The sequence below is a fragment of the Agrobacterium sp. fls2-241-TYG-188a genome, assembly GCF_030209845.1.
This window is the reverse complement of the sequence record NZ_JARVRD010000001.1, coordinates 535,150-561,516: the sequence shown is the minus strand read 5'-3', so window position 1 is coordinate 561,516 and position 26,367 is coordinate 535,150. Positions and strand designations below refer to the sequence as shown.

General features: G+C 56.7%; 20 protein-coding genes. 9 read left to right on the top strand and 11 right to left on the bottom strand.

Annotated elements, in window-relative coordinates; genetic code table 11:
- Window positions 1-159 precede the first annotated feature (159 nt).
- The 5 genes from iolB to QRN85_RS02365 all read right to left on the bottom strand — a co-directional run bounded on the left by iolB (window position 160) and on the right by QRN85_RS02365 (window position 6,563).
- Window positions 160-969 carry a 5-deoxy-glucuronate isomerase gene (gene iolB, locus QRN85_RS02385; RefSeq protein WP_284757105.1) on the bottom strand — a complete coding sequence of 270 codons (810 nt, stop codon included), beginning with the start codon at window positions 967-969 and terminating at the stop codon, window positions 160-162.
- Between the two features lie 16 nt (window positions 970-985).
- Complete coding sequence (iolE, locus tag QRN85_RS02380) at window positions 986-1,885, bottom strand: myo-inosose-2 dehydratase (protein WP_284757104.1); 900 nt, start codon at window positions 1,883-1,885, stop codon at window positions 986-988.
- A 1-nt stretch (window position 1,886) separates the two neighbouring features.
- Entirely contained in the window at window positions 1,887-3,710 is a 1,824-nt protein-coding gene (iolD, locus tag QRN85_RS02375; RefSeq protein ID WP_284757103.1) for a 3D-(3,5/4)-trihydroxycyclohexane-1,2-dione acylhydrolase (decyclizing), read from the bottom strand.
- Window positions 3,707-5,632: a bifunctional 5-dehydro-2-deoxygluconokinase/5-dehydro-2-deoxyphosphogluconate aldolase gene (locus QRN85_RS02370; protein WP_284757248.1), complete on the bottom strand. Its 1,926-nt coding sequence runs from the start codon at window positions 5,630-5,632 to the stop codon at window positions 3,707-3,709. Before QRN85_RS02370 ends, iolD begins: the two co-directional genes overlap by 4 nt.
- Window positions 5,633-5,747: 115 nt before the next feature.
- Window positions 5,748-6,563: a MurR/RpiR family transcriptional regulator gene (locus QRN85_RS02365; protein ID WP_062588099.1), complete on the bottom strand. Its 816-nt coding sequence runs from the start codon at window positions 6,561-6,563 to the stop codon at window positions 5,748-5,750.
- A 149-nt stretch (window positions 6,564-6,712) separates the two neighbouring features.
- Between QRN85_RS02365 and QRN85_RS02360 the strand changes: the two genes are divergently transcribed.
- Entirely contained in the window at window positions 6,713-8,332 is a 1,620-nt protein-coding gene (locus tag QRN85_RS02360) for an ABC-F family ATP-binding cassette domain-containing protein (RefSeq protein ID WP_062588417.1), read from the top strand.
- Between the two features lie 65 nt (window positions 8,333-8,397).
- Window positions 8,398-9,567, top strand: coding sequence for an acetyl-CoA acetyltransferase (locus tag QRN85_RS02355; RefSeq protein ID WP_284757102.1), 1,170 nt, complete (start codon window positions 8,398-8,400; stop codon window positions 9,565-9,567).
- Between the two features lie 73 nt (window positions 9,568-9,640).
- On the opposite strand, the gene QRN85_RS02350 is transcribed toward QRN85_RS02355, so the two are convergent.
- From QRN85_RS02350 to QRN85_RS02340, 3 genes are all read right to left on the bottom strand, one after another.
- Complete coding sequence (locus QRN85_RS02350) at window positions 9,641-9,874, bottom strand: DUF2171 domain-containing protein (RefSeq protein ID WP_062588103.1); 234 nt, start codon at window positions 9,872-9,874, stop codon at window positions 9,641-9,643.
- 108 nt (window positions 9,875-9,982) lie between these two features.
- Window positions 9,983-11,734, bottom strand: coding sequence for a methyl-accepting chemotaxis protein (locus QRN85_RS02345; RefSeq protein WP_284757101.1), 1,752 nt, complete (start codon window positions 11,732-11,734; stop codon window positions 9,983-9,985).
- 160 nt (window positions 11,735-11,894) lie between these two features.
- Window positions 11,895-12,671: a helix-turn-helix domain-containing protein gene (locus QRN85_RS02340; RefSeq protein ID WP_502870746.1), complete on the bottom strand. Its 777-nt coding sequence runs from the start codon at window positions 12,669-12,671 to the stop codon at window positions 11,895-11,897.
- Between the two features lie 849 nt (window positions 12,672-13,520).
- On the opposite strand from QRN85_RS02340, the gene QRN85_RS02335 reads away from it, so the two are divergent.
- The 5 genes from QRN85_RS02335 (at window position 13,521) to QRN85_RS02315 (ending at window position 20,786) form a co-directional block, all read left to right on the top strand.
- Window positions 13,521-14,489 (top strand): fibrinogen-binding protein, encoded by a 969-nt coding sequence (locus QRN85_RS02335; RefSeq protein WP_284757100.1) that lies wholly within the window; start codon window positions 13,521-13,523, stop codon window positions 14,487-14,489.
- A 160-nt stretch (window positions 14,490-14,649) separates the two neighbouring features.
- Complete coding sequence (locus tag QRN85_RS02330) at window positions 14,650-16,662, top strand: hypothetical protein (protein WP_284757099.1); 2,013 nt, start codon at window positions 14,650-14,652, stop codon at window positions 16,660-16,662.
- A gap of 21 nt (window positions 16,663-16,683) precedes the next feature.
- Window positions 16,684-18,831 (top strand): type I secretion system permease/ATPase, encoded by a 2,148-nt coding sequence (locus QRN85_RS02325; RefSeq protein WP_284757098.1) that lies wholly within the window; start codon window positions 16,684-16,686, stop codon window positions 18,829-18,831.
- A 4-nt stretch (window positions 18,832-18,835) separates the two neighbouring features.
- A complete protein-coding gene (locus tag QRN85_RS02320; RefSeq protein WP_062588112.1) occupies window positions 18,836-20,188 on the top strand; it encodes an HlyD family type I secretion periplasmic adaptor subunit in 1,353 nt (450 codons plus the stop codon).
- Window positions 20,189-20,294: 106 nt separating this feature from the next.
- Window positions 20,295-20,786 (top strand): hypothetical protein, encoded by a 492-nt coding sequence (locus QRN85_RS02315; RefSeq protein ID WP_062588114.1) that lies wholly within the window; start codon window positions 20,295-20,297, stop codon window positions 20,784-20,786.
- On the opposite strand, the gene alkB is transcribed toward QRN85_RS02315, so the two are convergent.
- Window positions 20,781-21,425 (bottom strand): DNA oxidative demethylase AlkB, encoded by a 645-nt coding sequence (alkB, locus tag QRN85_RS02310; RefSeq protein WP_284757246.1) that lies wholly within the window; start codon window positions 21,423-21,425, stop codon window positions 20,781-20,783. The genes QRN85_RS02315 and alkB overlap by 6 nt on opposite strands.
- The gene (locus QRN85_RS02305) at window positions 21,425-22,060 is read right to left on the bottom strand and encodes a hypothetical protein (protein ID WP_062588116.1); all 636 of its coding nucleotides are present in this window, start codon (window positions 22,058-22,060) and stop codon (window positions 21,425-21,427) included. The genes alkB and QRN85_RS02305 overlap by 1 nt, the downstream gene beginning before the upstream one ends.
- A 166-nt stretch (window positions 22,061-22,226) precedes the next feature.
- Here QRN85_RS02305 and QRN85_RS02300 point away from each other — a divergent pair, with 166 nt between their 5' ends.
- Entirely contained in the window at window positions 22,227-22,961 is a 735-nt protein-coding gene (locus QRN85_RS02300; protein ID WP_284757097.1) for a metallophosphoesterase family protein, read from the top strand.
- Window positions 22,962-23,069: 108 nt separating this feature from the next.
- Here QRN85_RS02300 and QRN85_RS02295 read toward each other — a convergent pair whose 3' ends face one another.
- Complete coding sequence (locus QRN85_RS02295; protein WP_062588120.1) at window positions 23,070-24,890, bottom strand: IlvD/Edd family dehydratase; 1,821 nt, start codon at window positions 24,888-24,890, stop codon at window positions 23,070-23,072.
- 488 nt (window positions 24,891-25,378) lie between these two features.
- On the opposite strand from QRN85_RS02295, the gene ytfQ reads away from it, so the two are divergent.
- On the top strand, window positions 25,379-26,338 hold the full coding sequence (gene ytfQ / locus QRN85_RS02290) for a galactofuranose ABC transporter, galactofuranose-binding protein YtfQ (RefSeq protein WP_062588121.1): 960 nt from the start codon (window positions 25,379-25,381) through the stop codon (window positions 26,336-26,338).
- Window positions 26,339-26,367: the final 29 nt, after the last annotated feature.

Sequence of the window (26,367 nt, the reverse complement as noted above, 5' to 3'; positions counted from 1 at the left end):
TTTTAGGTTTCGGGAACTAAACCTCTAGCTGCGGCAAAGCTGCCACAGTTCCCATCGGTTACGATGGATCACAAAAGCTGTCGGAAGTCCGTTGCAAGCCCGAAAAATACCGGGCCTGCGCCGTCACGAACAGTTCAGACGGATGAGCGCGGCTTGTGCTCAGCCATTGTCGCGCTTGAAGATCCAGTCATGATCCGGGTGGTTCTGGAACCGCCATTTGCGCATGGGGCCAGCCATGACGTTCAGATAATACATCTCATAGCCATAGGGCGCGCCGCAGGGATGGTGCCCCTTCGGTACCAGCACAACGTCGCCATCGGAAACCGCCATGGTTTCGTCCAGCGTGCCATCTTCGGTAAACACCCGCTGGAAGCCGAAGCCCTGGGCGGGATTGAGTCGGTGGTAATAGGTTTCTTCCAGATAAGTCATATCCGGGAAATTATCCTCGTCATGCCGGTGCGGAGGATAGGACGACCAGTGGCCGGAGGGTGTAAACACCTCGGTAACGAGAAGGCTCTCGGCCACATCCCGGTCTTCCATGGCAATCGGGAAGATGTAGCGGGTGTTTGCGCCCTTGCCGCGCTCACTCAGCGAAATGCCTGCTGGACCGATGACCTGCGCCTCCCTGCCGGGCTTTGCCGGGGCCGTGCAGACGCCAATGGTGCAATCGCTTGTCGCCTTGAGCGACCAGGAGGAGCCTGCTGGAATGTAAACGCAATGCGGTGGCTTGCGCTCAAAGACATTCATCCTGTCTCCAAGCTCACCAAAATCTTTGCCGCCGGAGGAAACCTCGGCCTTGCCTTCGACGAGAACCAGAATAACCTCCGTCTCGCCCGTTTCCTCAACTGCCGTTTCGCCCGGCTTCAGCCGATAGAGGCCAAAACCAACATAGCACCATTCGGCGCTTTCAGGCGTGATGTCGTGAACCTTGCCATGGGTGCCGACAGGTTTGCGCAACAGATTAGCCATGGATCATCTCCTTTGCTCAGGCCTTGTCTAGCCCGGCCTGCCTGGCGAATTCCCGAAGGGATTTGAAGCCAAGGCTCTGATATTGATATGGATTGCGCACATCGGGGTCCTGCTCGGCCTCGATAACGAGCCAACCGCTATAGCCATGTTCAGCCGCAATCTTCAGCACCGGCAGGAAGTCGACACCGCCTTCCATATCGCCGGGAACGGTGAAGACACCGCGTCGCACGCCTTCGAGGAAGGAGAGTTTCTCGTCACGCACCTGACCTGCGATGGCTGGGCGAACATTCTTCGCGTGGATATGCCCGACGCGCGCCATGTGTTTCTTTGCCAGCCTTTCAGGGTTGCCCCCGCCAAACAGGCAATGGCCGGTATCGAGCAGCAGCTTGGTGTGGGGTCCCGTATTGTCCATCAGCCGATCGATCTCATCTTCACTTTCGATGATCGTGCCCATGTGATGGTGATAGACGAGTGCAATGCCCTGTTCGGCGGCAAACTTTGCCAGCGCTTCCACGCCTTCGCCAAATGCCTTCCAGTCCGCATCGGCAAGCTTGGGGCGGTCGTTGACGGGCGTAGCGTCATCGCCATGGATTGCGTTGGATGTTTCGCAGACGATGATGACCTTTGAACCCATTGCTTTCAGCAGATCAAGCGCTGGCTGCATAGCCGCTTTTTCGTCTTCGACAGAGTTTGTAAGAAGGTTCAGTGAATGCCACCCGGAAACATAGCGCAAGCCGCGCGGCTCCAGTACCTTCTTCAGCGCATCCGGCTCCTGCGGAAATTTGTGGCCCTTTTCAATGCCATCGAAACCGATTTTCGATGTTTCGTCCAGGCATTGGTCGAGGCTGATATGCGCGCCGAGCGTGCGGTCGTCATCATTGCTCCAGGCGATAGGGTTGGTGCCGTAGAGGATCATCTTACTGTCTTTCCTTCAATGCCGCCTCATAGGCAGCGCGTGCATCATTAACCTCGCTGCGGGCGGAGACTTCCGGCACCGCAACATCCCACCAGTAACCGCCAGCGTCGGGCGTCGGGTACGGGTCCGTATCGATGACGATGACGGTTGTTACCGTGGCCTCGCGGGCAGCAGCCAGCGCCGCTTCCAGTTCCGCAATCGACGATACCTTGCGGGCATCCGCCCCCATGCTGGCAGCGTGAGCGGCAAAATCAATGGCAATGGGGTTGGCATGGGTGGTGTGGGCATAGAGATTGTTGAACTCAGCCCCGCCCGTGCCCATCTGCAGCCGGTTGATGCAGCCATAGCCCCTGTTATCAGTGATGACGACGGTGATCTTCACGCCCATCGCGACAGACGTCGCAAGCTCGGAATTCATCATCATGTAGGAGCCGTCGCCCACCATAACGACAACATCACGCTCGGGCTCGGCCATCTTGATTCCAAGACCACCGGCAATTTCATAGCCCATGCAGGAAAAACCGTATTCCATGTGGTAGGATAGCGGCAGCTTGGCCTTCCACAGCTGGTGCAGCTCTCCGGGCATGGTGCCCGCAGCACACATGACAACCGTATTTTCCCGCGATGCACGCTGCACAGCGCCTATCACCTGCATATCGGTGGGCAGGCTGTTGCCATCCTTGGGCGCCGCCGTCACGGCGTCAGCCTTGGCAAACCATGCCTGCTTCAGACCGGCCTCTGGCGCTTCAAAGCTGTGGTCGCCCAAGGCTTTGGAAAGCTTCTCAAGGCCCACTCTGGCATCTGCGGTCAGGCTGATGGCATTGTGCTTGGCGCTGTCATAGGGCTGAACGTTGAGCGCCAGAAGCCTGGCGGAAGGGTTCTTGAACAGAGCCCAGGAACCCGTCGTGAAATCCTGGAACCGCGTTCCGACGCCGAAGACAAGATCGGCCTTCTCGGCAATGGCATTGGCGCTATCGGCACCGGTCACGCCGACCGGACCGAAGTTCAGATCATGGTCCCAGGCAAGAGCAGATTTACCAGCCTGCGTTTCCACCACAGGAATGCGGTGACGTTCGGCAAAGCTTTTCAGCGCCTCGGTCGCGCCGGAAAAATGCACGCCGCCACCGGCAACGATGACCGGATGGGATGCGGATTTCAAGGCTGCAACGGCTGCTTCGAATTCGCCAAGATCCGGCTCGGGGCGGCGTTGATGCCAGATTTTCTTTTCGAAAAAGCTGACGGGATAATCGAAGGCTTCCGCCTGTACGTCCTGGCAGAAGGCAAGCGTAACGGGGCCGCAATCGGCCGGGTCCGTCATGGTCCGCATGGCGCGCGGCAAGGCCGTCAAAAGCTGTTCAGGACGCATGATGCGGTCGAAATATCGGCTGACCGGCTTGAAGCAATCATTGGCCGAAATCGTGCCGTCACCGAAATCCTCGATCTGTTGCAACACCGGGTCTGGCCCGCGATTGGCGAACACATCTCCGGGAATAAACAGGACCGGCAGGCGATTGACATGGGCAAGCGCAGCAGCCGTCACCATATTGGTTGCACCCGGGCCGATGGAGGATGTTACCGCCATGGCGCGGCGACGCCCGAGCTGCTTTGCATAGGCAATTGCCGCGTGAGCCATGGATTGCTCGTTCTGGCCTCGATAGGTCGTCAGCTCATCGCGGATGCCATATAGTGCCTCGCCCATCCCTGCGACATTGCCATGGCCGAAAATTGCCCAGACACCTGCGATAAATGTCTCGCCATGCTCGTTCATCTGCGCGGCGAGATACCGGACCATCGCCTGCGCTGCCGTCAAACGTATTGTCGTCACGCTGCCTCTCCCTTTTTCCCGGCGGCCCGCGCCTTATCCCAGATCTGGCATAGCGCGTTGTAACGGTCGGCCATCTGGCTTACCGCCTCCCCGTCATTGATGCTGCCCGAAAGCCACGCCCGCGCCGCATCCGCAAAAATCGTCCGCCCGACCGCAAAACCTTTGACCAGATCAAAGCCCGCCGCAAGCTTGAAACTTTCCTCCAGCTCCGCCTGTGGTGCATCCAGCCCCAGTACAACGATCCCTCGCGTATAGGGGTCATTGCGCTTGACCGCGTCGACTGCATTTTTCCATGCGGCTTCGGTTTTCATCGGCTCAAGCTTCCACCAGTCCGGATACACTCCGATCTCATAGAAACGGTCGATGATGCTCGCCGTCGTCTGATCGTCAACCACCGCGACCTTTGATGGTATGACCTCTAAAAGAAGCTCCAGCCTGTTGCGGCGTGCGGCCTGAAACAGGCGCAGCACGGTATCTTCCTGCTGCTTGCACAGTTCTTGCGCGTCTTGCGGATGATAGAAACACAGGACCTTCACGACATTCGTCGCCGGCCACTCGCCCAAGCCGCCAAAATCGAGGCCAAGCTCCGGCTCAAGCGTCAGCGGTCGGGAGCCCGGCCATTCGACGGGCCTCCCAACCCAAAGACCTGTGCCGTTGGCTTCATAAAGCGCGTCACGGCCCAGACGGCTATCACACAGAATGCCGTAGCCCGCCTCGTTACCGGAAACATAAAGCGCTGCTTTCAGGCACAGCTTCTTGAACTCACCGATTCTGGAATGTTCGACACCCGCCTCATCCGCCATGGCTTCCAGCTGCATCCGGTGATCGAAGGCGAACACGCGCATGGTGTTCCAGTCACCCTTGCGGTTGGTGGCCCAATGCACCTGATCCAGCGCCTCGTCCTTGCGCAGCGCCTTGTTTTTAATGCCGGTGCGGAAGAAGTATTGAAGCTCTTCCCAGCTTGGATAGGCGGGCGTGCAGCCATGACGAGACACGGCAAAGGCGCCGCAGGCATTGGCGTATTTCAGCGTTGTCGGCCAGTCCTCGCCCCGCAGCCAGCCGCGAAACAGGCCAGCCATGAAGCCGTCACCGGCGCCAAGCACGTTGAAAACCTCAATCGGAAAGCCTTCCCCGGACTCGCCATCATCAAGACTGGCTGGAATTTCGTCGGGAAACACCACAGCGCCCATCGGTCCGCGTTTGCACACAAGCGTGGCTTTCGAGACGTTGCGGACGGCCTTCAGGGCCTCCAGCGTATCCGTAGAGCCACCGGCAATATGAAACTCTTCCTCCGTCCCGACGATGAGATCGAACAGATGCAGGGTTGATTGGAGCTTTGCCGTGACCTTCTGCGATTCCACGAACCGGCTCTCGCCGTCGCCGTGACCGGCCACGCCCCAGAGGTTCGGACGATAATCGATATCGAGCGCCGTTCTTGCCCCGCCTTCACGTGCCAGCCGCAGAGCCTTGAGAACGGCGGCTTCTGTGCGCGGGTGCGAAAGATGCGTCCCCGTTGCGCAGACGCAAGCAGCATCCGCAATGAACGCAGGATCGATGTCGTCCTCGCAGAGCGCCATGTCTGCGCAATTCTCGCGGTAGAAAATAAGCGGAAATTGCGACTGGTCGCGGATGCCGAGAAGGACGAGCGCGGTCAGGCGTTCCGGGTCGGTCTTCACGCCTGTGGTATCGACACCTTCGCGTATCAGCTGCTCTCGAATGAAACGGCCCATATGCTCATCGCCCACGCGGGTGATGACGGCCGTTTTCAGACCCAGGCGAGCACCGCCCGCCGCAATGTTGGTGGGGGAACCACCAATATATTTGTTGAAGGAGGACATATCCTCCAGCCGGCCGCCAACCTGCGCGCCGTAGAGATCGACCGACGAGCGGCCTATCGTAATGAGATCAAGCTTTTTCACGATCGTCCTCCAATCGCGCTGACGCGGGTTCCGAACTGGAAACGACGCTCCTCAGTCGTTTCCGTTCAGTCTATTTTTGGACTATAAATTCCATTTTTTTCTGTTTCAACATAAATATTCAATTTTGGCGATGCGTACCCACGCCGACAGCCAGCGCGATCGCAACGCATAATGTTGCCGAAAGGGAGCGGAACGCGCCGAAATCCACCTCTGACACCGCAAGGATGGTCGCCCCCAGCTTGCGCATCGGGCTTACGGCTGTATCCGTGATCGCAACGACGGGAATTCTCCGGGCAAGGCTGGACGAGACGAGATCCATCGTTTCCACCGAGTAGGGCGAGAAGGTAATCGCCAGCACCACGTCGCCGTAACGGATCGCGCTTTGATTGTGCAATTGTCCGACCGATGCATGGAGCATGGCCGGAACACCCATCTTCTCAAAGGCATAGGCAAGATAGCTTGCTACAGGAAAAGACCGGCGAAGGCCGACGACGTGAATGGTATTTGCCTCTGAAAGAACCCGGATCGCGGTCTCGAACTCCTGCGGATCGACTGTTTTCAGCACATTTTCAAGCGATGCACGGCCAGCATCGACGAATTCAGCCAGCAACAGGGCGCCGCCATCCTCTCCATTGTCACGCAAGTTGCTGAGCCGCGTCGTATAGTCCGGCCAACCGCCGGTATAATGCTCGCGAAACAGGCGCTGCATCTCCGAATAGCCGGAAAAGCCCATGATCTGGCTGAAGCGCATGATGGCGGATGGCTGCACGCCTGCACTCTCCGCCAGCTCGGCAACGGTGGAAACGGCAATGCGGTCAGCATGAGCGGCGACATAGTCGGCGCACTGACGCAGACGTTTCGGCAGGCTGTCCGTCACCTCCAACAAACGTTCCTGAAAAGCTTCTACCGTGGCCGGAATTGCGTTTGCGCTCATGTCATCTCCCTCATTCACCCGAACTGCTGCCAATATGGAATATCCATTCCAAAATATTTCACAAGCATTCCATGATGATTCACCTGATGACAGCATTGGCACGGCATGGCATAGGGACGCCAAACCTCCAGCTTATCGGTTACTCCTCCATGATCCGCATCGAAAACATCAGCAAATCCGCCAGCCATCGCATCCTCTTCATCGAGGCGTCGGCAGCACTCAACAAGGGTGAGAAGGTCGGCCTCGTCGGCCCCAACGGCGCTGGCAAGACGACGCTGTTTCGCATGATTACCGGCGAGGAGATGCCGGACGAAGGTCAGGTTGCGGCGGAAAAGCACGTTTCCATCGGCTACTTCAATCAGGACGTCGGAGAAATGGCGGGGCGCAGCGCGGTTGCCGAAGCCATGGAAGGGGCAGGCCCGGTCAGCGCGGTCGCTACCGAGCTGCGTGAGCTTGAAGCGCGGATGGTCGATCCCGACCAGCTGGATCAGATGGATGAGATCATCGAGCGGTACGGCGAAGTTCAGGCCCGCTACGAGGAACTGGACGGCTATTCGCTGGAAGGCCGCGCGCGCGAAGTGCTTGCTGGCCTCAGCTTTACGCAGGAGATGATGGATGGCGATGTCGGCAAGCTCTCCGGCGGCTGGAAGATGCGTGTGGCGCTGGCCCGCATTCTCCTGATGCGGCCCGACGTCATGCTGCTTGACGAACCGAGCAACCATCTGGACATCGAGAGCCTCATCTGGCTTGAAAACTTCCTCAAGACCTACGACGGCGCGCTTCTGATGACCTCGCATGACCGCGAGTTCATGAACCGTATCGTCAACAAGATCATCGAAATCGATGCGGGATCGCTGACGAGCTACACCGGCGACTATGGCTTTTACGAGCAGCAGCGCGCCCAGAACGAAAAGCAGCAACAGGCACAGTTCGAGCGCCAGCAGGCCATGCTTGCCAAGGAAATCAAGTTCATCGAACGTTTCAAGGCCCGCGCGTCCCATGCCTCGCAGGTACAGAGCCGGGTCAAGAAACTGGAGAAGATCGACCGCGTAGAGCCCCCAAAGCGCAGACAGACCGTTGCTTTCGAATTCCAGACGCCACCGCGCTCGGGCGAAGATGTCGTTTCGCTGAAGCAGGTGCATAAGGCCTATGGCCAGCGGACGATTTACGAAGGTCTGGACTTCATGATCCGCCGCAAGGAGCGGTGGTGCATCATGGGCGTCAACGGTGCGGGCAAGTCCACGCTGTTGAAACTGATTGCCGGAACAGCCGAACCCGATGTCGGCAGCGTCAATGTCGGCGCAAGCGTGAAGCTGGGCTATTTTGCGCAGCACTCGATGGATCTTCTTGATGGTGAAGCAACGATCCTGCAGTGGCTGGAGCAGCGGTTTCCGAAGGCGGGGCAGGCCCCGTTGCGGGCGCTGTGCGGCTGCTTCGGCTTTTCTGGTGACGATGTCGACAAGAAATGTCGCGTTCTCTCGGGCGGTGAAAAGGCGCGCCTCGTCATGGCTGCCATGCTGTTCGACCCGCCAAATTTCCTCGTACTGGACGAACCGACCAACCACCTCGATCTCGACACCAAGGAAATGCTGATCAAGGCGCTCGCAGAATACGAAGGCACCATGCTCTTCGTCTCGCACGACCGCCATTTTCTGGCAGCCCTTTCAAACCGCGTGCTGGAACTGACGCCGGATGGCATTCATCAATATGGCGGCGGCTACACGGAATATGTCGAAAGAACAGGCGCGGAGGCTCCTGGGCTGCTATAACTGACCCATGCTTCAACGCTAAGCCCTGTTCTGGAGAGAGTGGCAGGGTTCGGGAGGAGAGAAGAATGGGTAAGGCGCAGATCGTCGGCTGGGCGCATGGACAGTTCGGCAAGTCCCCGCTGGAGAATACGGAGCAGCTCATGGCCTCCGTTGTGGCACCGGCTGTGGCCCATGCGGGCATAGAGGTCACCGATATCGATGGCATCTTTGTCGGGGTCATGAACAACGGCTTCTCCCGGCAGGATTTTCAGGCCGCTCTTGTCGCCATGAGCGACGAAAGGCTGGCGCATACGCCTGCCGTGCGCTTTGAAAATGCCTGCGCCACAGGCTCCGCTGCCATCTACAGTGCCATGGATTTCATCGAAGCCGGTCGTGGCCGCATCGCCTTGGTGGTCGGTGCGGAAAAAATGACCGCGCTGCCGACCGATCAGGTTGGAGATATCCTGCTTTCCGCCAGCTACCGCGCAGAGGAAGGCGATATACCTGGCGGGTTTGCGGGCCAGTTCGGGCGTATCGCCCAGACCTACTTTCAACGCTATGGGGATCGGTCCGAAGAGCTGGCAATGATTGCGGCGAAGAACCACGCCAACGGCGTCAGCAATCCCTTCGCCCATATGCAAAAGGACTTCGGGTTCGCGTTTTGCAATACGGTTTCGGAGAAGAATCCCTATGTAGCCGCCCCGCTTCGTCGTACCGACTGCTCCCTGATTTCCGATGGGGCAGCCTCAATCATTCTGGCGGATGAGGAGGTAGCGGCCACCCTGCAACGCGCCATAGGCTTCAAGGCGCGCACCCAGGTCAATGACATCATTGCACTCAGCCATCGAGACCCCCTTGCCTTCGAGGGAGCCCGTCGCGCATGGGCGGCCTCGCTGGAAAAAGCGGGATTGGATATATTCGATCTCTCTCTGGTGGAAACACATGATTGTTTCACCATTGCCGAACTCATCGAATATGAAGCCATGGGCTTATCCAAGCCCGGTGAAGGGCACCGGGTTGTCCGTGAAGGGATTACGCGAAAGGACGGTCGCCTTCCCGTTAACCCGTCTGGAGGGCTTAAGGCAAAGGGCCACCCCATCGGGGCAACCGGGGTATCCATGCACATCATGGCTGCAATGCAACTGGCCGGGCAAGCGGGTGATATGCAAGTTCCCGATGCAAGCCTTGCAGGGGTATTCAACATGGGTGGAACGGCGGTCGCCAACTACGTTTCAATTCTGGAACGCGTCAAATGAGGCGAGTTTCTCGCAAATCCGCGCATAAAAAATGCGGCCTCAAAGACCGCATTTTGGGGTAGAACTGGCAAGACTAGTTCATTGTTTCCCAACCGCTGCGCACATCCGCAGCAGATTTGCTGAGGTGAACGTGGGCGTCGACGTGGTCGACCCAATCAAGCGGGATGAGGTGATGCTTGCCGTCGTCAGCGTCGGTCTTGGTCAGCTTGATACGGTTCTGACCTTCCATGTGGTCAACAGTGCCGACGTGGCTGCCATCAGCCGAACGGACTTCCATATGCTCGCGAATTTTGTCACCAGAAATCATTTCTGTTTCCTCCTGTGTGTTTTTCAACTTGCGAGGAGGAAATGGAAATGCCCGGTTTTCGTTCCAGTTTTTTCGCGCGAAGACTTAGTCCGGCAGGATCACCGTCGCCTAGAAAAGGGCGTCGGCAAAAAGATCATCGTCATCAGACGCCGATGACTGGCTATTCGAGACGGCCGATGCGCTGGAAGATGAATTCGAAACATGAGACGGCAGGAAGCGCGCGTGAATGTCCCGCTCCTGCGACATCGTGTAAAGCTTGTAGACGCGGTGGCTAAAGCCTTCGATCTTGTCCGAGAACCGGGAAACGTCTGCCTCGAAACCTTCCGAGAGCTGCGCTGCAATCTGGCAGCATTCATTGAAGGTGGAGCCGAGCTCGCTTTCGAAATCAAGCGTGACGACCGCGGCGCTGATACGGCTGAAAACCGCCTGCCCTTCTTGCGCCAGCGCTTCCACGCCGGAGTCCATCTGTGACTTGGCGTGGCGGATGGTCTGCAAAGCCTCATTCAGAGGCGATGCCATATCCGTCGTTACTCCGCCTTTTGCGAGCTGCGCCGTGGCTGTCTCAACCTTTTCCAGCTCTTCCACGATCGCATCTGCGGGCGTTTCAAGCTTGGCTGCAAAGATGCGCATCTCACCGCTGACAACGTTGACAGACCGCCCTGCATCGCCAAGCTTGGAACAGCGCAGGTTGGAGTTCAGCGCCATATAGTGAATGTCGATTTTGATGGACCGCAAGATCTCGATGCCGCGCGACAGTTCCTTGGCGCTATTGGTGACGGACATGACGACATCGTCTGCATCAGCGCTGCTGCCCTGGACGCGACCGACAAGATTGGTGGCGTCGACAATGCCCTTCTCCATCAGAGCCAGAATGTTGCTGTCACCGTTGCGGGTCTTGTCGATCAGCTCGTCACGTAAAGACAAAATCCGGGCAGCATCATCCGCGAAGCTGGAAATGCTGGCAAAAATCTTGGAGCAATCCCGGTGAAAATCAGCGGCGGTCTCATCCATCTGGGCACCTGCAAGCTGCAGGACGGCTTCCTGCAGAACCGCAAGCTCCGCTGCGTCAAGCGCTTTACCTTCACTGGAAGAGGCGAATTCCTCAAGCATCTCTAGCGTGCTTTGAATGTGCTCGATACGCTGACGCGTAATGTCGCCAATCTGCAGCGAGGACAGGACAGATCCAATTTTGCCCTGGACCGTCTGTGCAATCTTTTTGGCCTGTGCCGCGATATCGGCCATTTCGCGATGCTGCTTTTCGATCAGCCCTGAATTCTCATTGAGGCTTTCGATGATCTGCGGAATGGTCGAATGGAAATCGGAAAGCGTGTCTGTTGAAAAGGACCGCGCCTTTATCAACTGTTGATGCATTTCTTCGAGATTTTTGGCAAAGCGACCGACTTCGTCCGAACCGGATTGTATACGTTCGCGGATTTCATCAGCAAATCCGGCAAATTCCGTAAGGCCAGCACCGGTGATCTTAACCGTGACAGCGAAGGTCTTCAGATATCTGATCGTCTCATGGATCTCATCAATATGTTCTCCGGTCAGAGAACACATATCGGCAAGATTGTTGAACGCCGCCTGGCGTTCTTCTTCCGTTTTTGGCAACTGGGCCAGATCGTTGATGGTCTGACGCAGGCCTTCAAGCGTGTCGCGGGCCATCTTTCCGTCGATCGTTCCCGTCATCCCGTCGAGAATGCCGATAAGATTGCCGAGAATGTCCATCACCGAGACAAGAACCGCTCCGCCATCAAGAAATTTCTTCTCGATTTTCGCGTGCGCGGCAGAAAGCTTGGCACTGAATTCGGCCTGCCGATCGATCTTGAAGGTCTCTTTTTGCCGCAGCATGGTATTCATCGTCGTTTTCCGATCTTGTGTTGTGCGGAAAAGCTAGACGGATTTATAAAACGACAGGTAAATCTAAGTTCGCGTCAAAGCTGAAATCCGAAACAGAGTTAATATTTCTTACAAGACGATAGTTAACGATACACCCACGCTGCGTGGCTACTTTATGCCCTCAGTTTTTCCATCGATCTCCACTGCCTTGCATTGCTTCTTTGTTGAAGAATCGTGAAGCAGCTTCAGTCCGGTTTCTCACATTCATCTTCTTGTAGATATTACGGACATGAACCTTCACGGTATTTTCGGAAAGATGCAGCCGGTCGGCTATGATCTTATTCTGCGTTCCCTTGCAGAGCAGGTCGAGTATCTGCACCTCCCTCGTCGTCAAAGCGCAGAACTCATTGTTGCGGGCCGCCAACGCATCCGCACGATTGGCAACGATCGATGGTGTATCCTGCACGGTGCGGCTTGATATTTCCGGCCCAGAGGTGAGTTTCCCCAGCAAAGCCGATGGGAAGTGCTCACCGCCTTTTATCAGAAGGTCGACCGCCGCCATGAAGACATCAAGCCGCAGATTGAGTGGAAGAACGCCGTCTATGATGCGCGTGCCCACCAGTTGCTTGAGGTATCCTTCGATCATCTCTATCGCATCGATCACCAGGGCGATCTGTGCATCGGGGTGCTTGGTGCGAACCTCCGTCAGCATTCGTTCCAGCTGTGTTCCCGAGAGCTTGTAGATGAGAACAAGCTTGACATCTCCAATGGGTATGTCCGGCAAAGGCGCCGAAAAAGGCGAGGACATGACGTTGCAGGCGGGAAACTTCTTGGCTAATGCCTCGACGAGACATTCGGAAAAAAGATCCGCATTGGCAACGACAATGATCTTCCCGCCAACCCCCAATGCACTGTTGCTGCTCTTTCCGTCTAGTACGCGTGATGCGACCATGAACATATACGCCTCCCTCGAGCGTTACGCAGATACTGTGTTCTTTCACAAGCGCGCCGAGAGTGTGGAATACCTTGCTGAATGAGCGTTTCCACTTCTCCGAGCTAAGCTATTATGCGTTAGTTATTTATTAATCATAAGAACTAATACAAAAAAACACTAAAATAAATTGCCCAAACGGATTAGTGAATCGGAAGCAACATATCCGGACGAATATGACGCATGGATTTACTCGCTTTTTCTGGCAAAACGCAAATAAAGATGGGTTTTTATACATCCATCGATTTTGCTTGTGACGACGTAGACTAACTAGGGTTGAGTTTTATTCTGAAAATTTTCGCGGTTTCTGAATACCTCATTGCATTTTTTAACCCGCCAGGTTGACGTTTGTCGGGTCTGAACGGGAAACCTTCAACCAACGTGCAACAACCTACGCAATTTAATTAGCATCCCCGATGCACGCAGCCGCATCCCTCTCTGCTTAATCCCATTTAGCAACTGGAAACCTTTCCGCATCTCGGACACATTCAGCGCCGTTGCAACTGACAGCAACCGGTTCGACCCGATCATCCCTTGTGTTTGCGTCCGGATGGCAGGCCGAAAACAACGTACTCAAACAGACAGACCTGACACTCTGCAGTCTTGCCGACTGCGGAACTGGATATGCGCATGTTCGTAACCGCGTCTTGTGCATCTCCCAAAAAACCACGGCCTGACAAGCGGGCCGCTCACCGCAGACGAAATGTTGGAAGTACGTCTGCATTGGATGAACACTCGGAGTAAGCGCGAATAAAATCCCGTTTGAGATGAGAGGGATTTCGAAAGCTGCTCCGAACTTTCTCGGAGGGAATTGAAATGGGAAATTATCCACAGCCAGCTGGCGACGACATCACCAAGATCGGCGCACTTTCCGAAGGCTTTGCCAACACATCCACCAATGACAGTGACGTGGACGACAGCAATGTCGGCGTTGGCAACGGCGGCAACCGCGACAACACCTACACGGACAACAGCCAGAGCCTCGACGTCGACGCCAAGATCCAGGTCGCGACCGACAATGGCGACAATCGCGACAACAGCTACGACTGGGACTACGACAGCAAGACCAATACCTACAGCGACAACGATACGAATTCGAACAACAAGACGACCAACATCAACGACGCCGACACCAATGTGAAGACCGACTACGACTGGAGCTATGACAGCAAGTCCTATAGCGACAACGACACGACCGTCATCACGCACACAGACACGGACACCAAGACGTCCAGCTATTCGAGTGCCGATACCGACACCAAGACGACGACGGACAGCTTCAACGAAAGCTTCTCGAAGTCTGATGATGATTTCGCCACCATCGAAGACGTCAAGGACATCGGCAATCTTGGCGTTGCGGGCGGTGACATCGCGTTCAATCTTGGCGATGACTTCTCCTTCTCGCTCAATGTCGACAACATCCTCAACAACTCGCTGAACGGCGATGGAAACGACTCGGCATTCAGCCTTGTGCAGGCCAGCCACCTTGCTGACCAGGACTCGGCCTACAACGTGCAGATGAACAACCAGGACGCCATGAACGACCTGACTACCACCGGCGGCACAGCGCACGGCGCCGAAGGTATGGACATGGACGGCAAGGGTTGGGATCTCAAGGCCGGCGATGATGCTGCAGGCAGCAGCAACGCAAACGCTTCCTCGATCCTGGCAAACTCCGGCTACCATCTGGAACTGGTACAGGGTGCAAACCTTCTTACCAACTCCTTCGAAGGCAGCGTCATCGGGGGCAACTCGGACAGTGTAGGCGAAGACGCGGGCTCCTGAGCCCCTACTCTCTGGATGGCAAGAACTGCACCGGCTGGCGCCGGTGCAGTTTCCGGTTTGGACAGCCGGCAATCCCCGCGGATGACAACACCCCCTTACGCCAGACCGGCGCACACGGTGATGGCATTGTCGCTCCGGGGCTGAAGAGGAGGGACACAGCATGTATACCGACAAGATTTCCGACATGATCGCCCATTTCATCGGCTTTTTCGACATGGAAATCGATGAAGCACGCATGAGGGCGCACTACATGCAAGGTACTGGCCTGCGTCCAGATGCGGTGCTTCCGCCGTCTGACGATGTCGCGGCCGGTTTTCTAATCGATGACACAAAGCTCCAGGATTTCGATCCGGGCGTGAAATATCGCGCTGGCGATTTCGATTTCATGGGCGGCCGCGCCCGACACGCAATGTCCTTCGATGACGCGATGCGCATGCTCTCGCGCAATGGCGATCAGGACCTTGTCGGCAGCCATTACCAGATGCCTGGCCAGCTCGACGAACTGGAAGAGCAGCCCAGGCTCGTCGTTTACACGGGGCCGGGCTCCGTCATCGCGCACGTCTCCCAGATGACACTGCTTGAAGACGATGACGATCTCAACATGACCGATACGCCTCGCGCCCCACGCGACACGACATTCGTGACAGAACGGACGATGGAATTTTACGATGATGCGGGTCGCTTTACGCCTTTCGCAGACCATCACCGCACCGACACCTATGAAGGATTGCAGGCCATTGCGAAGGATGCGCACGACTTCATTACCCATGCCAGAGACAATCATGTCTCCTCCATGGACACAGGCGCAGACCAGGACGTCGTCATCGCCGACCATTCCCTGACCGGAACCTATGTCAACGGACAGCTGGTGGATGAGCTGCCTGACGTCGACGATTACATGCCTGATCGCGGCCTTGCCAAACCGGCAGCGGAGCCTGAAGAAAGCGACACACCGCAGCACAGCGAGGCCGAAGCGGGAAACAGCTTGGAAGTGGAGGCCGGGGCCAATGTCGTCGCCAATATCGTGTCGGTGGTGAATACGGGTGTCATGACCCCGGTCCTTGCCGTGATGGGCGACTACCATCAGATCGACGCCATCACCCAGTCATATGTTTACAGCGACAATGACGACATAGACGCATCTTTCACCCAGGAAAATCATGCGCAGACCGTCGCGAACAATATTGCAGACTTCCAGCGCACCGATCTCGGCGCGGATTCCGACACAAGCGAGACAGAAAGCGCTGAAGGCGAACCGATCTTCCCGACAGCATGGCGCGTGAGCTATGTCGAGGGAGATGTCTCCTTCGTCCACTGGATCGAGCAATATCATTTCGTATCCGACAACGACACCATCACCGTGACCACTTCCGGTGTCGACATAAGTGTTCTGACCGGCGGCAACGCGGCAATAGATCTCATAAGTTTCCTCGGCATCGGTCTTCAATATGACCTCGTGATTGTTGGCGGCAACGTCCTCGACATGAATATGATCGCGCAGATAGCGATCCTCTATGACAATGACACGGTACGGGCACTGTCCGGCGCCGCGGAAGGCGCAACGGTCCAGTCGAGCAACAACCTGCTGTGGAACGAGGCGACCATCCACAATGTCGGCGCCAATGATCGTTTCGAGGACATGCCGGACTATATGGTCGAGACGGCAAAGGCGATCAACGAGCGAGACCCGAACATGCCGGACGGGCTGGCGACCGATGCCAATTTCGCCGGTTATGCCGGACTGAACGTCCTCTATATCAGCGGCAATCTCTATGACGTCACCTATGTCAAACAGGTCAGCGTGCTGGGCGACTCCGACGATGTGACACAGGCTGCGGCCAAGTTACTCGCCGACAATGAGGGCGCTTCCATCAGTATCGACACCGGAAGCAATGCCGTTATCAACATCGCCCAGATCACCGACTACGACAGTTTCGGCGGCTCGACCTATGTCGGTGGGCAACTCTATTCGGACGCGGTGCTGATACAGGGCGGACTTATCGACAACGAAGGGACGCCGCGGCAAACGGCAGCCCTGGCCAATGAAGTCATCGCCTTTCTGCACGACGATAGCGCAACAGATCAACCTGCAGAGACCGTCATCAATGCGGGGCACGACCTTTCCTGGTCGCAGGCCCATCCCGTCGATGTCATGCAAACAGCTGTCGCCTGACAGGCTCTGGGGGACTGAAACATGGATCATATCTCAAGAAACAAGATCGAGAACGGGCGCATTCTCGACCTTTCCGGCAAACGGGAAGGTGATGTCGAAAGCGACCTGACCGACGCCTGCATCGCAGCGATCAACGAAGCAGTCGATAATCTGCGCCAGCTTTCAGCAGCGACGGCAAAGCACGAAGCAGGAGATGAACCGAAAGCCTCTGCTGCCGAGACGACGCCCGCCGTCAGTGAACCGACGATGCGCGACGCACCCGCCGAAAAAATCGATCTCAAATCCAGCCCGGATCTGCCCTTCATCAAAACCATTGAAAACGACAATGGGCCGATCCGCGAAAACGAACGAAGGCCGACCACCGGTGGGGGCGGCAACGGCAAGGAACCCGATCTCGGCGGTGGAGGTGGCGGTGGCGGCGGTGGAAACAGGCACGGCTTTCACAAACGCAGCGAACCGGTAAATTTTGCAGCCAGTCTGGCAAAGGGCATCGCCGCTGTTCGGCGCAACATGGTCATCGTCATGTTGTTTACGATCGCCATCAATATTCTGCTGCTCGCGATCCCCCTTTATCTCTTCCAGATTTCCGACCGCGTTTTGACCAGCCGGTCCATGGACACGCTTGTCATGCTGACCATTGCCGTCATAGGCGCGGTTTTGTTGCAGGCCTTCATGGATTCCATCCGTCGCTTCATTCTGATGCGGACAGCGGTGGAGCTGGAGGTACAACTCGGCGCACCCATTCTCAGCGCTGCTGCACGGGCATCCCTGCACGGCAGCGGCAAGGATTACCAGACACTGCAGGACCTGCAGCAGCTTCGCTCATTCCTGACCTCGGGAACGCTGATCGCGTTCCTCGACGCGCCGCTGATGCCTTTGTTCGTGCTGGTCGTCTATCTCGTCCATCCGCATCTGGGCATCATCATCATGGCGTGCTGCGCGGTGCTCTTCATCATTGCGTGGTTGAACCAGAAGTTTACCGCAAAGCACTTCGCGGAAGCCAATGGCTTCGTCAGCCGCGCAAATTTTCACCTCGACTCCATGTCGCGCAATTCGCAGATCATCAATGCACTCGCCATGATACCGGAAGCCGTAAAGATGTGGGGGCGAGAAACCGCAGGCTCGCTACGCTCCCATGTTTCGGCACAGGACCGTAACATCATGTTCTCTGGCGTTTCCAAAGCCTGCCGCATGATTACCCAGATCGCCCTTCTGGGATGGGGAGCGCATCTTTCGCTCGCCGGAGAACTGACGGGCGGGATGGTGATTGCGGCCTCCATTGTCTCGGGCCGAGCGCTTGCGCCAATCGAGGGCGCTATCGAAGGCTGGCATCAGTTCAACAAATCCGCTTCTGCCTATGGCCGCATCAAGCAACTCCTCATCAATTCTCCCTTGAATTTCCCCCGTCTTCGGCTGCCCAATCCGGAAGGACGTCTGGATGTGGAGCGCATCCTCTTTGTGCCTCCTCCACAGAAAAAGGTGATCCTCAACGGTATCTCCTTCTCACTCAAGAAGGGCGAGTCTCTGGCTATCATCGGCAATTCGGGATCCGGCAAGACAACGCTTGGCAAGATGCTGGTCGGCTCCATTCTTCCCACATCGGGCAATGTCCGCCTGGACCTGATGGATTTGCGCAACTGGGACCAGCGGCAATTCGGGGAAAGCATCGGATATCTGCCACAGGATGTTCAGCTGTTTCCCGGCACCATCAAGGCCAATATCTGCCGGATGCGCGACGATGTCGAAGACCGCCAGATTTACGAAGCCGCTGTGCTGGCCGATGTGCATGAACTGATTGCAGGTTTTCCGCAGGGCTACGAAACCGTCGTGGCAGCTGACGGAGCACCGCTATCCGGCGGGCAAAAGCAGCGCATAGCGTTGGCCCGCGCATTCTTCGGCGACCCCAAATTCGTAGTGCTGGATGAGCCTAACTCCAACCTCGACACACAGGGTGAGCAAGCCCTTGCGAAAGCCCTGCTGCACGCCAAGACTCAAGGCATCACCACCGTAACGATTACCCAGCGCCCTGCCCTCCTTCAGTGCGTCGACAAGATCATGATTTTGAAAGACGGATCGGTCGCGATGTTCGGCGAGCGGATGGAGGTCTTGAAGGCCCTTTCCGGCAATCGCGGTCCCCAGAACGGCCAATCTTCGCAGATAGAGGGATAAGGCAATGATTTTCGGTAGCAAAAAGAAACAGCCCGAAACCGGTCAGCTGGAGTGGTACAGCGATGTGCCCCGCTCCATCCGCACCTATAGCCTGACGGGGCTCACCGTTCTCTTCGCCTCCTTCGGTGGATTTGGTTACTGGGCCGGAACAGCGCCGCTGGCCTCGGCCATCATCGCCCAGGGCAGCTTCGTGGCGACAGGAAACAACAAGATCGTCCAGCATCTGGAAGGCGGCATCATCAAGGAAATGATGGTCAGCGAAGGTGAGGTCGTAAAAGAGGGCGATGTTCTTGTGGTGCTCGACAAGACGGCAGCGCTTTCCAATCAACGGATGATCAATCTCAAGCGACTTCGGCTTGAAACCATCGTTTCACGTTTGCGGGCAGAGGCGCAGGGCGAAAAGACGTTCAAGGTGCCTGAAATCGTGATGGCGGAAGCCAGCGACCCTGATGTCAACGCCATCATCCAGAGCCAGAATGTCGTGTTCCACAGCAAGCAGATCAAGCTTGAGGAACAGCTCAATCTCGTCGAAAAGAATATCAAGTCGCTCGGTTTCCGCTTCACCGGTTACCAGGGGCAGAAAGCATCCTTCGAACGCCAGCAATCACTGCTGGAGCAGGAACGCAACTCCAAGGCCAAGCTTGCGCAGGACGGGGTGATCCGCAAGACGGACATGCTGGCGCTTGAACGCGCCATCGCCGACGCAATGGGCGATATTTCGCGTCTGGACGGCGAAATGAACCAGAGCGAAGCCGAAATTGCAAAGTTCCGCCAGGAAGCGATCATTGCCATCAATTCCAGCAAGCAGGCCGCGCTGGACGCCCTGGAAACGGCTGAAGCCGATCTGGACGGTGTGCGGCAGCAATTGCGCGAAGCATCGCAGGTGCTGGAGCGAACGGTTATCCGCTCGCCCGTCAACGGCACCGTTATTCGCTCCTATTATCATACGGCAGGCGGGGTCATCACGACTGGCAAACCCATCATGGAAATTCTGCCCGCCCATGTTCCACTGATACTGGAAGCTCAAGTACTCAAGACATCCATCGACCAGTTGCATGAGGGGCAGACCGCAGCCATCCGCCTCTCCGCATTGGACCGGCGCACGACCCCGGTGCTGGAGGGCAAGGTGTTCTATGTCTCGGCAGACAGTATCGAGGAAAATGCCGGGATGCAGGTCAAGGATGTCTACATTGTCCGGGTCCAGATTTCGGATGCGGAAATTGCAAAGGTTCACGGCTTTCATCCTGTTCCCGGAATGCCCGCCGATGTGCTGATCCAGACATCCGAGCGCACCTTCTTCGAGTATCTGACCAAGCCGATTGCAGACAGCATGTCGCGCGCCTTCAAGGAGCGTTGACGGACACGTAAGGCCGTCTCCGCCCGATTGGCGTGAGGATCAGAAAAGCTTATGGTCTTTAGGTCCGGCATAGTATGATGACGTCAGGCTTTGGGTGGAGGATCGAATGGCAGCCATGTCTGACGTCTTGTTGCTGGTTGGCCGTCTGAACTATGTCTGGACGAATACGGAAAGCCTTCTCATCTACATCATCGCCCATCTTTTAAGGGTAGAGAAAGAAGCCGCCGTCATCGTCTTTCTTACGTTGAACACCACCCGCGCGCGCATTGATCTGGTGGAGCGTCTGGCGAAGCTTCGCTCGACGCCTACGGCTGATCGCAAGACGATACTCGGCACCATGGCGCGCCTTAAAAAACAGTCCAGAATGCGCAACAAATACAATCACTGCATTTATGCCTTCGATGAAAATGGCGACATTTCCAGCACCCAGTTGATGCGGCTGGTGGAAGACGACAAGCGGGTGCGTTACGGCAAGGTCGAGCCCGTAGATGCTGCCGAAATATCGATGCTCGAACAATCCATCGCTGAAATCGCTGATATCAGCAAGGACATGTGGATCTTCATCAAGGAAAGCAAATACGTTTCTGGCGCGTTATAGGACGGCGCGCCGGAACGTCAGGTTAAAGCGGGCACGACCTGTCTTTTCGTGGGTGCCTTCCTTCAAAGGCAATATTCCGTGGTAAAACAGCCGCGACGAGCCACCCCAGACCACGACATCGCCGTGAACAAGCGGGTATTTGCGCACCGCATCCTTACGGCTCAACCCGCCGAACTGGAAGGTTGCGGGCAGGCCCAGCGAAACCGACACGATGGGATTGCTGAAATCCTTCTCGTCCTTGTCCTGATGGAGCGACATTTTCGCGCCCGGCTCATAGCGGTTGATGAGGCAGGCATCCGGCTTGAAATCCGGATATCCGGCTTGTTTCGCCGCGCCGACCGCTAACGATACCATCACCTCCGGCATGGCTGGCCATGGCTGCCCGCTCAAGGGGTCGGTGTTCTGGTAGCGGTATCCCCGCCTGTCCGTTACCCAGCCGAATTGCCCGCAATTCGTCATACCGACAGACATCGTGAATCCACCGGGCGTTACCATGTGACGCAAGGGTGCGGCAGACATGACGGTGCCGATGTCAGTAAGCAGGTCATCGGCTTTGTCGAGCGCAAACCGGCGAAGCAACACCGCACCATCGGCCATCTCTTCGTTGGTGGTGTCGAGGCCACCAAAAAGGTCGTCCATCATGCCTGCAGCTCCAAGAAAGAGGAAAGTGATGAATGAATGAGCGGCCGATAACCCGCCTGCAAAGTGCGCAACACGGATGGTGGCGTCAGCAGGCCATCTACGAAAGGCAGCGTTGCGGTCCGCTCATATCCCTTGGCAGTCCAGCGAAAAGCCTGGCCTCGGGCAACGAGAAAGGCTGTGCCTGCCGCTGCAATCATCGTTCCGTCGGGCAGGTCATCCAAGGGAGACAGAAGCATGTTGACCCGCTTGCGGCGCGCCTGCAGCCGCTCCCTGTGCAAGACAGTATCAATATCCCCGGCACTCGGCAAAGGCACAGCGTTACCGGCAGCCCAGCAGGCACGAAAACGGTCTGCATCCGGCTTGCGGCAGAGGAAACATGGGCGATGTCCAGCGGCCAGTGCCGTTGCCTCGTCGAAGAAGAAAAGCTCCGTCCAGCTTCTCGTCGCCATCACTTCTCGACGCACATTCTTGTAATTGCAACTGCAGACAAGCCATGCCTTTGATGTCCAGCGTTTAGCCGTCAGCGTTCTGGTGTGAGGGTCATGAAGAATTCCACGATTGCCGGTGAACATGCCGCGCAATGGGAGGTCGAGAATATCGCCAAACGGATCAACACGGTTTTGCAGCGGCATTTTTCCTCCCAGCCCTGAACAGGTAACCAGAACACATGGGAATAAAGACGATTTTAGGGAAAGCGTCCGACATGGTCCATCGTAAATACCGCGTTAAGTACAATGCTCCATATCCTGTCAGCAGCCGTCGCCACGCCCTCAACATTCAAGGAGGTTCGCCCAAACGATGAACACGCTGGAAATGCGCCGTAAGTTGTTTTCTCGCGAAAGACCCGACATCATTTACGCGATCGGCGACGTGCATGGCTGCTACGATCTTCTCCTGCCGCTTCAAGAAAAGATCTTGAGCGACGCGGCCAATCATCACGGTTCCAAATGGATTGTGATGCTCGGTGACTATGTGGACCGCGGGCCAAAGTCCTGCGAGGTCATAAATGAGCTGATGACGCCAATGTCGGGGGATTTCGAGCGATTTTGCCTGGCCGGGAATCATGAGCAGATCATGCTCGATTTTCTCGATGAACCGCGCAACGATCACGTCTGGCTTCAATTTGGCGGTATCGAAACCCTGCAATCCTATGGCATCAGGCAGCTTCCCGAAGAGATGAAGGCGCGTAAAGCACTGCTTGCCGAAAAGATACCGGGCGAGCACATATCCTTCATGGCATCCCTGCCATCGCTGCTTGCGGTGCCCGGCTTCTGTTTCGTTCACGCAGGCGTCGTCAATGGCGTGCCGCTGCAGCGACAGGACGACCGGCATCTTCTCTGGATCCGCCCCAAGGAGCAGACCAGACCCGGAAGTGAAAACCTGTTTTTGACCGTGCACGGGCACACCCCGGTCCGTACCGTATCGTTGAGCGACAACAGGCTGAACGTCGACACAGGTGCCTTCATGACGGGGCGATTGTCTGCGGCGAAGATTACCCGAAGCGGCGAGATAACCGTTATGCACGCCGAGTAGATACAGCCTCACTTGCTCCGTGTCATACGGATCGCGAAATGAAACGTCGTACAAAACAAAACCACCGCCTGATAAACAGACGGTGGTTTCTTGTTCATATGGCCATGTTTAGTGGTTGTCGCGCGGCAGACCCTTTGTCTGGGCAATGCGCTGATACTTGACCGCAGATTCCAGAACCGCACCGGTCTCCATCTGGCCGACGAGGCTGCGCTGGATTTCCTGCCATGGCGTCTGGTGATCCGGGAATTTGTATCCGCCTTCAGCCGCAAGCGCTTCGTAACGCTTGGCCAGTTCCTCGGCAGAAATCAGGATGTCCGCCTTGCCCTTGCCAACATCGATACGAACCTTGTCGCCGGTCTGAAGGATTGCCAGACCGCCACCAGCTGCCGCCTCGGGCGATGCATTGAGGATGGACGGGCTGCCTGACGTGCCGGACTGGCGACCGTCGCCAATGCATGGCAGCGATGTGATGCCCTGCTTCAAGAGGTAGTCCGGCGCGCGCATGTTGACGACTTCCGCCGCACCCGGATAACCGATTGGACCGGCGCCACGCATGAACAGAACCGTGTTTGCGTCAATGCCGAGCGACGGGTCATCGATGCGGTGGTGGTAATCCTCGGGACCATCGAACACGACGGCCTTGCCTTCGAAGGCTTCCGGGTCGTTGGGGTTCGACAAGTAGCGTTCGCGGAATTCCGGCGAGATCACACTTGTCTTCATGATGGCGGAAGAGAAGAGGTTGCCACGCAGAACGCGGAAACCTGCACGCTCCTTGAGCGGCTGATCGAACGGACGGATAACCTTCTCGTCCTCGATGATCGCGCCGCGGCAGTTTTCACCAATCGTCTTGCCGTTCACCGTCATGGCGTCTTCCATGATGAGACCCTGGGTCATCAACTGGTTGACGACGGCGGGAACACCGCCTGCGTGATAATAGTCTTCACCGAGATATTCACCGGCTGGCTGAAGGTTGACCAGCAATGGCACCTCTTCGCCGTAGGTCTGCCAGTCATCGACCGTCAGTTCGACGTCGAGGTGGCGCGCCAGACCATTCAGGTGGATCGGCGCATTTGTCGAACCGCCGATTGCCGAGTTGACGCGGATGGCGTTGATGAACGCATCCTTTGTCATGATGTCGGAAGGCTTGAGGTCTTCGCGGACCATTTCAACGATGCGAAGGCCGGTCAGGTAGGAGATTTCCTGACGATCGCGGTATGGGGCGGGAATAGCGGCAGAGCCCGGCAGCTGCATACCAAGAGCCTCGGCAAGCGAGTTCATGGTGGTGGCGGTGCCCATGGTGTTGCAATAGCCTGTCGACGGCGCCGAGGAGGCAACCAGCTTGACGAAGCCCTGATAGTCGATCTCGCCCTTCGCCAGAAGTTCGCGCGCCTTCCAGACGATTGTGCCGGAGCCGGTGCGTTCGCCGCGGAACCAGCCGTTCAGCATGGGGCCGACAGACAGGGCGATGGAGGGAATGTTGACGGTGGCCGCCGCCATAAGACAGGCAGGCGTCGTCTTGTCACAGCCGATGGTCAGAACGACGCCATCGAGCGGGTAGCCGTAGAGAACTTCTACGAGACCGAGATAGGCAAGGTTACGGTCGAGACCAGCAGTCGGGCGCTTGCCGGTTTCCTGGATAGGGTGAACCGGGAATTCGATGGCGATACCACCGGCTTCGCGAATGCCTTCACGCAGGCGATTGGCAAGCTCAAGGTGGTGGCGGTTGCAGGGAGAAAGATCGGAGCCGGTCTGTGCAATGCCGATGATCGGACGGTCGGACTGCAATTCCGCCTGGCTGAGGCCGAAATTCATGTAGCGCTCAAGATAGAGCGCCGTCATATCCGCGTTGGCAGGATTATCGAACCAGGCGCGCGAACGCAGCTTACCGCCCTTTGCCTGTGTTGCGGGAAGATTGTTCTGGTCTTTCATGATTTTGGTCTCCAGCCGAAAGTGGCGAATGGGTACGACAACAGGATTGCGACGACCTTGTGGTGAGCGGCAGAGAAAAAATTCTGGCGGTCGGCAGCGCGCGGCAGCCAAACCCGAGGACAGTCCGACACAGAACCTGCCCCTTCAACAAAGTCGATGACTACTGTCACGAATTTCCACCCTGAATCTTCTCGTTCCACTTCCTCCGAAACATCGGGCCCTGATCATCCCTGCTTCGGCATCGCGCGGTATTCATATTACTATTTTGCCGGGGAATGGCTTGTCAAGTAAAGCCTCAGAGCGATCCGTCCGGTCAGATAAATTTATTTTATCCGCTGTTTTTATTGTTAATTCACAAGAAATTCCCGTTTCCTAAGGCGTAATGCGCGTATCAACTTAAGAAATCGCTCAAAAGTCTCTTTTCAAATATCATACTATATGCTCATATCGCCCCGTCATAGCCGAATTCATCTCTGGGAGGATATAAGATGAAAAAAGCACTCGCGGCGGTTACCGTCGCATTTTCCGTGTGTCTGGCATCAGGCGTTTCCGCTCAATCTCTGACCGTCGGCTTCTCGCAGATCGGCTCCGAATCCGGTTGGCGCGCGGCTGAAACCACAGTCACCAGGCAGCAGGCTGAAAAGCGCGGCGTAACCCTGAAGTTCGCGGACGCCCAGCAGAAGCAGGAAAACCAGATCAAGGCTGTTCGCGGCTTCATCGCGCAGGGCGTGGATGCAATCTTCATTGCACCGGTTGTCGCAACCGGCTGGGATGCGGTGCTGAAAGAAGCCAAGGAAGAGAAGATCCCCGTCATTCTTCTCGACCGCCAGATTGAGGCTCCAGACAGCCTTTACCTGACCGCTGTCACCTCGGACCAGGTTCACGAAGGCAAGGTTGCCGGGGAATGGCTGGCCAAGGATGTAGGCTCCAAGGATTGCAAGGTTGTAGAACTGCAGGGAACGACCGGTTCTTCGCCTGCCATCAACCGCAAGAAGGGTTTTGAGGAAGGCATTGCCTCCCACGCAAATATCAAGATCGTTCGCTCGCAGACCGGCGACTTTACCCGCACCAAGGGCAAGGAAGTCATGGAAAGCTTCATCAAGGCAGAAGGCGGCGGCAAGGACATCTGCGCGGTTTATGCCCATAATGATGACATGGCTGTCGGCGCAATCCAGGCCATCAAGGAAGCGGGCCTGAAGCCCGGCACCGACATCAAGGTCGTTTCCATCGATGCCGTTCCGGATATCTTCAAGGCCATGGCCGCTGGCGAAGCCAATGCGACCGTGGAACTAACACCGAACATGGCCGGCCCTGCCTTCGACGCGCTGGATGCGTATCTGAAGGACAAGAAAGAGCCACCAAAGTGGATCCAGACGGAATCCAAACTCTACACGGCCTCCGATAATCCGATGAAGGTTTACGAGGAGAAGAAGGGACTTGGCTACTAAGCCATTTTCCGGCTTCGGGAACGGCGCGC